The organism is Pseudomonas sp. FW305-3-2-15-C-LB1 (assembly GCF_058787615.1).
In genome coordinates, this window is the sequence record NZ_JBYSZX010000002.1 from 362,270 (window position 1) to 375,197 (window position 12,928).

The window sequence follows — 12,928 nt, forward strand, 5'->3', positions numbered from 1 at the left end:
GATTAAACAGGCATCCTAGCCCGCTTCAAATAACGCCATGGCCTCGACATGCGCGGTTTGCGGAAACATGTCGAGGATCCCGGCACGTTTTAGCCGGTAGCCTTGCCTGACCAACTCAACCGTGTCCCGCGCCAGCGTGGCCGGGTTGCAGGACACATACACCAGACGCTTGGCGCCCAAGGTCGCAAGCTTGCGCACAACCTCCAGCGCACCGTCACGGGGTGGGTCCAAGAGTACCGCAGAAAAGCCCTGTTTGGCCCATTCTGCGTCAATCAAAGGCTGGGACAAATCGGCTTGAAAAAACTGCGCATTGTGCAAATCGTTGCTGACGGCATTCGCGGCCGCCCGGTCCACCATGGTCTGCACACCTTCCACCGCCACCACTTCGCGTACCTGGCGCGCCAGTGGCAAGGCAAAATTGCCCAGGCCACAAAACAGGTCCAACACCCGTTCGTCGGGTTGTGGCGCCAGCCATTCCAGGGCCTGGGCAACCATCGCGGCATTGACGCCGGCGTTGACCTGCACAAAGTCGCCTGGCCGGTAAGCCAGTTCCAGATTCCACTGTTCCAGTGGAAAGCCCAACACAGCATCGGTGTCAACCGGCGCCGGCTGGCCCTCGCCCTGCAGCCACAACTGCGCCTCATGGAAAGCGCAGAATTCGTTCAATACCTGCAGGTCCGCTTCGGACAGCGGCGCCATATGCCGCAGCAACACCGCAATGGACGTACCGCTGAACAATTCCACATGCCCCAGGGCCTGCGGTTTGCTCAGGCGGCGCAGCATGTTCGGCAGGCGCTGCATGATCGGTTGCAAGGCCTGTACCAGCACCGGGCAGTCATCGATGGCGACGATGTCCTGGCTGGCCACGGCGCGAAAACCGACGTCCAGGTGTTTCGCCTTGGCATCCCAACGCACGGCCACGCGGGCGCGGCGACGGTAGCCGAATTCCGGCCCGCTCAACGGTGCGGCCCACTCTTGCGGTTCCACGCCCGCCACGCGGGACAGTTGCTCGGCGAGCATGCGCTGTTTCAGGGCAAGCTGTTCGGCATGGGGCAAATGCTGCACGCTGCAACCGCCGCAACGGCCAACGTGCGCGCACGGCGCCGGGCGGCGCAGCTCGCTGGCCTTGAAGACGCGCTCGGTGCGCGCCTCGACGATTTTGCCGTGGGCACCCAGCACCCGCGCTTCGACTTCTTCGCCGGCCAGCGCGCCGTTCACAAACCAGGTGCGCCCTTCGAAGAACACAATGCCACGGCCGTCATTGGCCAGGCGCTCGATGGTCAGGCGTTGTTTCTTGCCCACCGGAATCTGCGGGGCCCGGCTGCCGCCCGTCGGTTGGAAGCGCAGGCCTCTCTCGTGCCTGGCCATCAGTTGGGTTCGTCGAAGATGCCGGTCGACAGGTAGCGGTCGCCTCGGTCACAGATGATCGCGACGATCACCGCGTTTTCCACCTCCTTGGACAGGCGCAACATACCGGCCACGGCGCCACCGGAGGATACACCGCAGAAGATGCCTTCTTCACGGGCCAGGCGGCGGGTGGTGTCTTCGGCCTCGCGCTGGGCCATGTCGATGATGCGGTCCACGCGCGTGGCGTTGTAGATCTTCGGCAGATACTCTTCGGGCCAGCGGCGGATACCCGGGATGGCCGCGCCTTCCATCGGTTGCAGGCCAACGATCTGGATCGCCGGGTTCTGCTCCTTGAGGTAGCGCGAGTTGCCCATGATGGTGCCGGTGGTGCCCATGGAGCTGACGAAATGGGTGATGGTGCCCTGGGTCTGGCGCCAGATTTCCGGGCCGGTGCTGGTGTAGTGCGCCTCGGGGTTGTCGCCATTGGCGAACTGGTCAAGCACCAGGCCACGGCCTTCGGCGGCCATGCGCTCGGCGAGGTCGCGCGCGCCCTCCATGCCTTCTTCCTGGGTGACCAGCACCAACTGCGCGCCATAGGCAGTCATCGCCGCCTTGCGCTCGGCACTGCCGTTGTCGGGCATGATCAGGATCATCTTGTAGCCCTTGATCGCAGCGGCCATGGCCAGGGCAATCCCGGTGTTACCCGACGTCGCTTCGATCAGGGTGTCGCCAGGCTTGATCTGCCCGCGCAACTCGGCGCGGGTGATCATCGACAGCGCCGGCCGGTCCTTCACGGAACCGGCCGGGTTGTTCCCTTCGAGCTTGAGCAGCAGGGTATTGCTGGTTTCACCCGCCATGCGTTGCAAGCGGACCAGGGGCGTGTTGCCGACGCAATCGGCGATTGTAGGGTACTGCAAGGTCATGGCGTATTCGCAATCCAGACTGCGGGGCGCACATCATACCGGGAAAGCCTGGCGGGCCATATCACGCAAAGTGCGGTGCTTATTGCGTTAGGGTATAAGCATGAAGAATCATCCGATCACGAACGCTGTCCATTCCTGGTGGGTAAAGTCCCGAATCCGCTTGTTTTCGGCTGATGCCCTCGCGTCCCGCACGCCATTGAGACGATTCACGTACTGCCCTTCACTGATCAAGCCGCTCGCCAGTTGTTGATCAGCAACCTCCAATAGTTTCTGGAAACGGCGGAGCTTGAATTCGAGATCTGCGGCATATTTATGTTGAATAAAATGCACCCAGAAAGGCTCTTTCTGTAACAACTCAGGCCAGTTCGTTCCCGTCTCATTATTCAGTACCGCCGTGCGCACGGTATTGACTGAACGGGCATCCGGCACAGCCGCCTCAAAACGCTGGGGGAGTACTTGCGGCAAATTCAGGCTCGATGCCAGGGCGATGCGATAACTCAGGACCCGCGTGCAAGCGAATGCCATGCCCTGGGGCTCAAAGTGCCTGGAAAGATACTGATCTATGTATTCAAGGCGACGCAGTGCACGGTAGTAATGCAACAGATTTGGCCCGGCCGTTTGGACGCCGGCATCGAGTATTCGTAAGGGAGCTATTTGCAACTCAAGTTGATGCAAGCACAACAGGCAACCATCAATCCCTCCGCGAAGGGTGCGATAACACGGTAAGTAAGCAATTCGCTCCATGCCCTCATGGGACATCGCATCGTCAATCACCCCCCAGACTCGGTGAGAAATGATCTCCCTCATCACACGGTGGTGAGGGTCAAGGAACTGCGGGTATTCGGCAATGCTTGCCAGCAACTCAAAGAAATAATCCGCCATTGGCTGGTTTTGCAAGTACGCCCAATCGAGTTGGCGCGCTTGTACTTCTCCAGGAGGGAGCAGCGCCAACCAGCGGTCGGGACGCCGATCAAAAGGAACCGTCGGCTCCCATAGTCCGAAATCAACACCGGGAGGTCCCCGACGCTCGCCCACTCGGCGTAACAACTGTCGCGCCTCGGCGGAAAGCGGATTACCTCTCAAGTTCATTCCCTGATGGACTTCGGGATAAATGAACAGGTCCGTCTCGGCCAGGTCCTGTATTTGATTGTCACGCAGGTCAAAGCTGCCCAACGTGGAGAGACTCACGGCACCGCGCGGCAATTGGTTCAACGCGCAATTGCGCAGGTTCAGCTCCCGCAGGTTCGTCAACCTATACACGTTCAAGCGTCGTCCTTGCCCAAGTGGGTTTCCCGACAAATCAAGGCTTCTGAGTTCCGTCAGCTCAGCCAGTCGTTCCTCGTCCACATAGTTGAACCGCAGGTGGTTGTTCGACAGATTGAGCACTGCCAGGCGTGCGTGGAGGTCCAGATTGGGAAGATGCGTGAGTTGGTTACCATTGAGATAAAGAACACGCAGCGCCGGAAAGTTGAAAAGAAAGCGCTCCGGCAACTCCGTCAATCGGTTGTTTCTCACACTCAGCATAGTCACATGACCAAAGTGCGCGCGCAGGGTCGGCAAGCTTGCCAAATCCAGATCGTCCAGGTTGAGCTTCTCGGCCACTCCCGGCGTGACAGCTTCCTTGGCCCAGCAACGCTGAATTCGCTCAACCGCCAACGCCCGTGATCGGGCCGATGCGCTGTCCGGCTGGGCTGTCGACGCCTGATCCCGCCACGCTTGCAAATCCCTGTACAGCTGATCTCGCTCTTTGACTTGCTTGGTGATCATCTCTTCACGCATAGCGACCGTGTCACCCGCCTCCGCTATCATCGCCCACACCTCGGCGTCCGTTTTAGAAGGGTACAACTCACGCATACGTGAGATCTGTTCACGCTCTGTCGGCCCGAATTCGGTTCCACCACTGAGTGGATAGCCTTTGCGACCATTGATCAGGCGGGGTGGCGCGAGCCTCGATGGCATTGGCCGCATGTTGAGTGTCGCTTGGATTCCCGACCAATCCTGCCCCAGGCGGGCGCCCATCTCTGCGCGCAACTCCTCCAGCGCGCCGGGGTGGGTGTAGCCCAACGCCTGCCGCTCGGCCAGAGGCAGTGCGTTGAGCAAGGCCTCCAGGAAGGGCGCGCGCGCGCCCATTGCCTGCAAGCTGCCATCCGCCCGTTGGACGTAGGCCAGGTACTGCCCGACGCTCGGTTTCAAGACCCGCCGAAGGCCAGCATCATCGGGACCGACGCTGTCGATCACGCGGCGGGCGTCCCAGAGTTCAACCCGCAGCGATGCTGGCCACCCCTTCAGACCAGCCAGCTCATGGAGGATCAACCGAGAACTGTCGTCATTCGCCAACGGCGACAGGTGCACGCCTTCCAGGGCGCCACAGACCCGCAACCAACGGGACCACCACCGCGCCTCTTGCGCCAAGGTGTGCGGTACGCGCCCCTCCCGGAGGCGCTCCAACTCAGACGCAGAAGCATGTTGCACCCAGTCCTGCGCAATCCCCACGGTCAATCCAGGGAACTGACGCACTATCACCTGTACCGAAGGGTCATCGGACCGCTGGTTCTTGCGGCGCAGCACATCGAAAAACTGCGCATGCATCTGCAGTTTGTCCATGTGCACCTTGCTCTCCAGGGTCGTGACCTGATCTTCACGCGCAACACCCGCCCGACCGACCAGCGCATCAGCCGCGTCAGGGGTTATTTCGTCAAGCACCTGGACGATAAACTCCGCACCTTGTTCCAGCCCGTCCTTGACCCGTTCAAAGATATTCAAGCGCTCGAATGCCTCCACCAGCAGCACCGGCGGCGGTTCGCTGCGCACATGCACCTTGCGCAGTATGTCCGGGGTCACGCCGCTGATCTGCTGAACCTTGTCGATGGCATCCGGGGCCAATGCGCGAAACCTGGGCCCCAGGCGGTAAAAAGGTTGTTGCCCGTCCCAGGTCAGCGGGTTCTCCCATTCATGGCGCCAGGCGCCCGCGCCGTTATGGCTCAATACCGGCGCATACGCGTCGTCCAGGGCAGGATGGCGGATACGCCAGGGTTGGGTCTGATCCGCTTGGGTCACTTTGAAATATTGACTGTCGATGAACAAATAGCGGTCCGACGCCAAACGGTACAAACCCATCGCATCAGGCTCGGAGGCCATACGCGTGGCGTCGACGTCGCTCGCGTACTGTGTGATCTCGCGCAGCACCGGGTAAAACGTGCCTTGCGGTGCACGATTGCGCAGCATGGCCTGGGCCACTTGATGACGAAACCCGGTGATGGCTGCCGGCATATCAGCGCCGAACCTGGCACGATCATGATCGGAGAGTTGGCTCAGCATTACCCGGAAAAACGCATCCGCGCCGCCCTGCTGCACACCGGCACTCTGTCTACACGGATCGTAGGGCGAAAATTCTCCCTCGCCATGGTCGAGGACCAACACGGCATATCTGTCACGGTCCAGGGGCACATAGGTTGGAGGGCCGACAATCAGGCGTTTGCCAAGAGTGCCCAAGGCACTGCGGGCGAACGCCTGGACCCACGCCTGAGTTTGCGGGTCAAACCGGCGGCGGTGGTAGATCCGGTCAATGAGTGCCTCGGCGCGCGCCATCTGCGCGGCGGCCTTGAGCCCATCGTACAGTCCCTCGGGTTGTTGTCGGACCTCAAGCAGACGGGCTTGCTGATCGGGCGACAGCGGATGCTGATCCAGCACCTCCAGCAATCTCGGCAAGCTGACGTCGGGATGCAAAGCGCGCAGCACCTCGATCACCTCGGGCACCGGGTAGTCATGCCCAACGCTGTCGGGCAACCACTTGCGCACGGACACCGACGCGCGTGTAGCGGCCGAACGATGGATATCGGCAAACCGGGTCAGGGCTTCGAACAGATCGAACCGCGACGCCTGGGCCTGGGCTGCCAGTTGCCGACGAACGGCCTGTTCGCCGGCGGAAAAACTTGACGGTAAAAGCTGTACCACCGCGTGGGACAGGTGCGCGGTGATGCGCTGCGGTGTCGAATAGCCAAACCGGTGGTTCTCCAGGGCGGTGACCGTGATCACGACCGTCGTGGGCCGGGCCGTATCCCTGCTGTAGCGTCGCAACTCCTGGCCTTGCGCATTCACGATTCTCAACGCTGTATCCAGCGGCCACGCCGGCAGCTGGGTCAGCAAAGGGCCCAGGACTTCGAACGCCCCCATGGGCACTGGCCGGTTGGAATCGACCAAGCCGGCCACCCAGTCAATCATCCGATCGGCGTTGAACCGATGCGCCGCTTCCACCAGAGAGGCTGATGGGCGCTCGCCTGCCCAGACACGCTCCAGTTGCTCTCGTGATGTGCCGCTGGTTTCCAGCACGGCCTGCAGCTCATGCGCAGGCGCCTGGGAGGGCAGCAGCATGCGCTCAAGCAACTGGGGGCTACTCAGCCCCGTACTGTCCTTGATGCTGGCGGCGGGTATTTGCGAGAGGCGTTGATACAAGGCTTGATGGCGCCGCCTTACACTGAACGCCAGGCGGCTATGCAGCCGCCCGCTGATCAACAGGTCGGCCAAGTCGGAAAAAGCCAGGACCAGTTCGCCAGCATGCCCCTCGAGCACGCTGGAAATACCGTTGAGCACCCCCTCACCGAGCGCCGCGAACAACGCGACTGCCCGCACACGCGCCAAACCCTTGAGCGGCCCGGGTACCGGCATCAGCAATAGCTCCAGCACCTCACTGATAACGGTGCGAGCGATACCGGCAAGGGTCGTCAGAAATCCCGGTTTTTCGTTGGCCAGGCCCTTCAGGTTGGCGCCAATGCGCGCCAGATGGAGATCACCCAAACTGACCGGCGGTGCTTTGGTCACGACCTTGCGGGTATAGCCGGTCCGGTCCTCCAGACGAGACTCGAACACCTTAAGAAACAAATCCTGTAATGCCTCGGCAAAAGGACTGAGTCCGGTTTCGCGCGTGGCGCCTCGTCTGAGTCTGGTCAAGCGCTCGCTGTCGGGCTGTGACATGACCCCGTACAACCACGCCACCCTGCCCTGCCGGTAGAAAGCACTGAAGGCCACATAAAACTCCTGGCAGGCTTCCCGGTGGTTGTCGAAATGGCGCAGATCGCCCCCGCCCGGCCGACGGGGAAAGTAACTGAAGGCGCCTTTGCAACCGTTAACGGAAAACACCAGGTGGGGGATGTTCAGGCTGTCCCCCGGCGGCCTGCTGAGTATTTGCCCGGTGTTACCGATGAATTGAGGCACCCAACCGATGTTGTCCTTGCCATCGGGGATGAACAGCTGCATTTCCTCGCAGCGCCCCCACTCCTCGTCCTGATCCAGTGCTTGTTTGATATGCCGGTATTTTTCCCGGTCGATTCGGGTGGTGTTCGAGTCTCTCAGGGCTTCAATCAGGGCGAACTCAAACTCCAGCCGCCCCAGGCTCACAATCGCCTGGCCCAACGGCTTGGCCTTGTCCAGGCTGTCGTCGAGCAGGGTTCTGAGTTGGCCACCGAGATTGAGTTCGCGCACCAATGCGATGAAACTCTCGGGGCTGAGGTCGATACTGAGCCCGCTGGACGTTGCCACGCCGTCATGGCCGGGGTAATCCCAACCCGTCAGGCCGTCATAGTTCATGCAGGCGGCGTCCCACAGCGAAAGCCGGACGACCTTGGGCTCATTGAAGCGGTCGTAGGAATAGGTGGTGGTGATGTGCTGGGCCTTGGGATCAACGACATGGCCGGTGAGGTCTTTGAGGCCCGTTCGCAAACGCTCCAGACTCTGGTGTTCAAAGTTTGTGACGAATTGACGAATGTTTCGTTCGACCTGCGCCTGGGCCTCGATCAAGGCCCGTTGCAGGCGTACATATTCTTGCTGGCCATCGTCATCCAGCCCGGCCATGAACGCGGCGAATTTCTCCTGCAAGGCGTCCACGGTTTGCAGGGTCGCCCACTCGTCGCCTGAGACCAGGGGCAGCCTCGCTCGCTGCTGCGTCATGAACGTGGCCAACGGGTCTTCCTGCTGTTGTGTCGCTAACGGCTCAATCATTTCACACTCCTTGAAATGATCAGCCTATCCACTACTTGTCGACGGCTCCGGTAGCTATGTAGCGCGTTGATTCAGCCATGGTTCTTCTCGAAGACCGCTGCGCCCATCGCTGCAATCTGCCGCTCGATCAGTGCGTCGAACGGGCGCAGCAATAGCTCGAAGGAGGCGGGGGCTTCCAATACTTGCAGGGCCTGCGCAATCGCTTCGACGGTGGACAATGCACCGGGCCCGGGCGCCTTGCGCAATCGATAGCGTGATACGGCATCGCCCATCAAGGTCACTCGCGGCAACGCCGCCAGCAAAGGGTTGAGGTACAGCAATTTGCGCGCCTTGCGCCAGGTGCCGTCGGGAACCACCAGCAACATCGGCTGTTCGTCCGGCGCATAGCGTTGCAAGGGTTGCGCATCGTCCGACGGAAACAACAGCCGCGCCTGATAACCGGGGGGGTTCAACAATGTCGCCAGATCGTCGAACACCTCCCCCACCACCAATTGCGCATTGTTCAAGCCCAGCGCGGCCAGCCTTGCGGTATTCAGCGCGTGGTTGACCTCACTCGGGTGCTGCAACAGCAACACGCGGGTGCGGCTTTCCAGGCTGGGGATCAACGGGCACAGGCAGTGGGTGGCAGGCCTGAGACAACGGGAGCATTGGGATCTGGACATGATTTTCAGGCCTGGTTGAGCTGGGCTTTGAGGAGGTCGCGAAAGGTCTGGATCAGCGGTTCACGGCTGCGACCACGGCGCATGATCATCGAAAACGGCGCCTGGTAGCCGAAGGTCGCCGGCAGCAACACACGTAAATCACCCTTGTCGGCCCAGGCCTGGGCATAGTGTTCGGGCAAGTACCCGATATAGGCACCGGACAACACCAGGATCAGTTGCGCCTCCATACTTTCCACTGTCGCCGCGCTGTGCTTGAAGCCATGGCGCGCCAGTTCGGCCTGGCTCCAGTAGCCGCGTCCGACCATGCGTTGCTGGGTAATCACTTGTTCCGGGATACGTCGTTCATTGAATAAAGGATGCCGGGTGCTGCAATACAGCCAGTGCTGTTCGCGGTACAGCGGCATGTAGATCAGCCCGCTCATGCGGTTGGAGAAGGCACCGATGGCCAGGTCCAGGCGGTTGTCCTGCACGCCCAGTTGCAGCTCGTAGGGGCTCATCACCGATAAGTGCAAATGCACCGCCGGGTGCTCCAGGCTGTAGGCGCCTATCACCTCGGCGAACGGCAGCGCCTTGTCGCTGACGGTGGAATCGAGCACGCCGAGCTTGAGGGTGCCGCGCAACTCGCCCTTCAACGCGGCAGCATATTGCTCGAAGCCTTCCAGCTCACCGAGCAGGCGCAGGGTTTCCTGATGGAACAGCTCGCCCTTGCTGGTGAGGCTGAACCCGCCGCGGCCGCGATGGCACAGCACCAGGCCCAATGCCGATTCCAGCTGGCTCATGTAGGTGCTGATGGCCGAGGTGGACAGGTTGAGTTCGTGCTGGGCATTGGCGAACCCCTGGTGACGCACGACGCTGACGAAGATGCGCAGGAGTTTCAGGTCGGGCAAGGCGTTGGCCATGGGCGGCTCCAGAGGCACACAAAATCCTGTGGGAGGGGGCTTGCCCCCTCCCACATTGAAACGCAGTTTACCCCAGGCATTAGTTTAGAAAAATCTGAACTAAGTATTTGCCCCTGCCGATTCTTTCGTTTCCCTGTATTTCGCAGAATCGACCCCTAATAAACAAAACAACGATGAGGCACTCCCGTGGACAAGATTTTCCACCAACCACTGGGCGGCAACGAAATGCCGCGCTTTGCCGGCATCGCCACCATGATGCGACTTCCCCACCTGCAAACCGCCAAGGGCCTGGACGCTGCCTTCATCGGCGTGCCCCTGGACATCGGCACCTCGCTGCGCGCCGGCACCCGCTTCGGGCCGCGTGAAATCCGTGCCGAATCGGTGATGATCCGCCCGTACAACATGGCCACCGGCGCCGCACCGTTCGACTCGCTGTCGGTGGCGGACATCGGCGACGTGGCGATCAACACCTTCAACCTGCTCGACGCCGTGCGCATCATCGAAGAAGCCTACGACGAGATCCTCGAACACGACGTGATCCCGATGACCCTGGGTGGCGACCACACCATCACCCTGCCGATCCTGCGGGCGATCCACAAGAAACACGGCAAGGTCGGGCTGGTGCATATCGATGCCCACGCCGATGTGAACGACCATATGTTCGGCGAGAAAATCGCCCACGGCACCACCTTCCGCCGCGCCGTGGAAGAAGGCTTGCTGGACTGCGACCGTGTGGTGCAGATCGGCCTGCGCGCCCAGGGCTACACCGCCGAAGACTTCAACTGGAGCCGCAAACAGGGTTTCCGCGTGGTCCAGGCCGAAGAATGCTGGCACCACTCCCTCGCACCGCTGATGGCCGAAGTGCGTGAAAAGGTCGGCGGCGGCCCGGTGTACCTGAGCTTCGACATCGACGGCATCGACCCGGCCTGGGCTCCGGGCACCGGCACCCCGGAAATCGGCGGGCTGACCACCATCCAGGCCATCGAGATCATCCGTGGCTGCCAAGGTCTCGACCTGATTGGTTGTGATCTGGTAGAAGTTTCGCCGCCCTACGACACCACCGGCAACACCTCGTTGCTGGGTGCCAACCTGCTGTACGAAATGCTCTGCGTATTGCCGGGCGTGGCGCACCGCTGATGAGCACGCACGAGGTGCTGCAAGCCGCCGCCGAGCTGGTGGCGGCCTTCGCCCGCAATGATCGCGCCGCCTACTTCGGCGCGTTCACGGCCGATGCCAGCTTTGTGTTCTACACCCTCCCCCAGCCGCTGCTCAGCCGCGATGCCTACCAGGCGTTGTGGGACAGCTGGCGTCGGGACGAGGGGTTCGAAGTGCTGTCGTGCACCTCGAGCAACGCCGTGGTCAGCCTGCAGGGCGACGTGGCGATATTTATCCATGACGTGGCCACCGAGCTGCGCATGAACGGGGAGCAATTCAAAAGCCAGGAACGCGAGACCATTGTCTTCACACGGCAAGGATCTGGCGCACAACAAAAACAAGGCCTGTGGCTGGCCTGTCACGAACATTTGTCCGCTATGCCGGAAGGGCTGCCGCCCCCTTAGCCAATGTGATCGGAGCTGATCATGAATAATAAAAACAACGATAAAAGTATTCGAAAAATAGAAACCAACGGGGTCGAGCAGATCCCGGACCACGAACGTACCGCCGGCCCCAAGGATCTGTTCCGACTGATCTTCGGCGGTGCCAATACCTTTGCCACCGCCGTGCTGGGCTCCTTTCCCGTGCTGTTTGGCCTGTCATTCCAGGCCGGCGTCTGGGCGATTGTGCTGGGCGTGCTGGTGGGTGCGCTGATCCTGGCGCCCATGGGCCTGTTCGGGCCGATCAATGGCACCAACAACGCCGTGTCTTCCGGTGCGCATTTTGGTGTGCACGGGCGGATCGTCGGCTCGTTTCTGTCGCTGCTGACGGCGATTGCCTTCTTCTCACTGTCGGTGTGGAGTTCGGGTGATGCGCTGGTGGGCGGTGCGAAACGTCTGATCGGCCTACCGGAAACCGACCTGACCCTGGGGCTGGCCTACGGGGTGTTCGCCATTCTGGTGCTGACGGTGTGCATCTACGGCTTTCGCTTCATGCTGTGGGTCAACCGCATTGCGGTGTGGGCGGCGAGCCTGTTGTTCCTGCTGGGTATCTTCGCCTTCGCGCCGGCTTTCGACAGCCACTTCGCAGGCTCCGTCGCGCTGGGGCAGACCGGCTTCTGGGCCGCCTTCATCGGCGCCGCGCTGGTCGCCATGAGCAACCCGATTTCCTTCGGCGCGTTCCTCGGCGACTGGTCGCGCTACATCCCGCGTGAAACGCCGAAAATGCACATCATGCTGGCGGTGGTCCTGGCACAAATCGCGACGTTGATCCCGTTCCTGTTCGGCCTGGCCACCGCGACCATCGTGGCGATCAAGGCACCGGACTACATCGCGGCGAATAACTACGTCGGCGGTTTGCTTGCAGTGGCACCGACCTGGTTCTTCCTGCCGGTGTGCCTGATTGCGGTGATCGGCGGCATGTCCACCGGCACCACCTCGCTGTATGGCACCGGGTTGGACATGTCCAGTGTGTTCCCGCGCCTGCTGTCACGGGTCAAGGCCACCTTGCTGATTGGGGTGATGTCGATTGCCTTCATCTTTATCGGACGTTTCGCCGCCAACCTGGTGCAGAGCGTGTCGACCTTCGCCGTGCTGATCATCACCTGCACCACGCCGTGGATGGTGATGATGATCATCGGCCTGATCGTGCGTCGCGGCTTTTACTGCCCGGATGACTTGCAGGTGTTCACCCGTGGAGAAACCGGCGGTCGCTACTGGTTCAGCCATGGCTGGAACTGGCGCGGGCTGGGGGCGTGGATTCCGAGTGCGCTGGTGGGTCTGTGCTTCGTCAACCTGCCGGGGCAGTTTGTCGGGCCGCTGGGCAACCTGGCCGACGGCATCGATATCAGCCTGCCGGTGACGCTGGGACTGGCCTCGGTGGTGTACCTGACCTTGCTTCGTGTGTTCCCGGAACCGGCGGCCGTCTACGGGCCCGCCGACCCTCGCAGCAAGCGCACGGATGCGCGCGTTAAACCGGCGCTGCAACCCGCCGCCTGATCGCCCATAAA

8 protein-coding genes are annotated in these 12,928 nt (G+C 61.5%); 3 read left to right on the forward strand and 5 right to left on the reverse strand.

Features of this window, described 5'->3' with window-relative positions:
• Positions 1-15: 15 nt before the first annotated feature.
• The 5 genes from rlmD to AC3WP7_RS05495 form a co-directional block, all read right to left on the reverse strand.
• Positions 16-1,368, reverse strand: coding sequence for a 23S rRNA (uracil(1939)-C(5))-methyltransferase RlmD (rlmD, locus tag AC3WP7_RS05475; RefSeq protein WP_102592247.1), 1,353 nt, complete (start codon positions 1,366-1,368; stop codon positions 16-18).
• Positions 1,368-2,270 (reverse strand): cysteine synthase CysM, encoded by a 903-nt coding sequence (gene cysM / locus AC3WP7_RS05480; RefSeq protein ID WP_058425337.1) that lies wholly within the window; start codon positions 2,268-2,270, stop codon positions 1,368-1,370. Before cysM ends, rlmD begins: the two co-directional genes overlap by 1 nt.
• Positions 2,271-2,378: 108 nt before the next feature.
• Positions 2,379-8,264, reverse strand: a complete 5,886-nt coding sequence (locus tag AC3WP7_RS05485) for an NEL-type E3 ubiquitin ligase domain-containing protein (protein WP_102592248.1) — start codon at positions 8,262-8,264, stop codon at positions 2,379-2,381.
• A gap of 71 nt (positions 8,265-8,335) precedes the next feature.
• A complete protein-coding gene (locus AC3WP7_RS05490) occupies positions 8,336-8,926 on the reverse strand; it encodes a tRNA-uridine aminocarboxypropyltransferase (protein WP_093529449.1) in 591 nt (196 codons plus the stop codon).
• Between the two features lie 5 nt (positions 8,927-8,931).
• On the reverse strand, positions 8,932-9,825 hold the full coding sequence (locus AC3WP7_RS05495) for a LysR family transcriptional regulator (protein ID WP_017134867.1): 894 nt from the start codon (positions 9,823-9,825) through the stop codon (positions 8,932-8,934).
• A gap of 186 nt (positions 9,826-10,011) precedes the next feature.
• Between AC3WP7_RS05495 and speB the strand changes: the two genes are divergently transcribed.
• The 3 genes from speB to AC3WP7_RS05510 are packed head-to-tail and all read left to right on the forward strand — an operon-like array spanning position 10,012 to position 12,917.
• Entirely contained in the window at positions 10,012-10,962 is a 951-nt protein-coding gene (gene speB, locus AC3WP7_RS05500) for an agmatinase (RefSeq protein WP_033900672.1), read from the forward strand.
• The gene (locus tag AC3WP7_RS05505; protein ID WP_092242915.1) at positions 10,962-11,384 is read left to right on the forward strand and encodes a YybH family protein; all 423 of its coding nucleotides are present in this window, start codon (positions 10,962-10,964) and stop codon (positions 11,382-11,384) included. The genes speB and AC3WP7_RS05505 overlap by 1 nt, the downstream gene beginning before the upstream one ends.
• Before the next feature lie 21 nt (positions 11,385-11,405).
• The gene (locus AC3WP7_RS05510; RefSeq protein WP_092242912.1) at positions 11,406-12,917 is read left to right on the forward strand and encodes a purine-cytosine permease family protein; all 1,512 of its coding nucleotides are present in this window, start codon (positions 11,406-11,408) and stop codon (positions 12,915-12,917) included.
• Positions 12,918-12,928: the final 11 nt, after the last annotated feature.

Bases quoted from the DNA above. Each gene is read 5' to 3' on its own strand.
- rlmD (WP_102592247.1), bottom strand. From the start codon at position 1,368: ATGGCCAGGCACGAGAGAGGCCTGCGCTTCCAACCGACGGGCGGCAGC.
- cysM (WP_058425337.1), bottom strand. From the start codon at position 2,270: ATGACCTTGCAGTACCCTACAATCGCCGATTGCGTCGGCAACACGCCC.
- AC3WP7_RS05485 (WP_102592248.1), bottom strand. From the start codon at position 8,264: ATGATTGAGCCGTTAGCGACACAACAGCAGGAAGACCCGTTGGCCACG.
- AC3WP7_RS05490 (WP_093529449.1), bottom strand. From the start codon at position 8,926: ATGTCCAGATCCCAATGCTCCCGTTGTCTCAGGCCTGCCACCCACTGC.
- AC3WP7_RS05495 (WP_017134867.1), bottom strand. From the start codon at position 9,825: ATGGCCAACGCCTTGCCCGACCTGAAACTCCTGCGCATCTTCGTCAGC.
- AC3WP7_RS05505 (WP_092242915.1), top strand. From the start codon at position 10,962: ATGAGCACGCACGAGGTGCTGCAAGCCGCCGCCGAGCTGGTGGCGGCC.
- AC3WP7_RS05510 (WP_092242912.1), top strand. From the start codon at position 11,406: ATGAATAATAAAAACAACGATAAAAGTATTCGAAAAATAGAAACCAAC.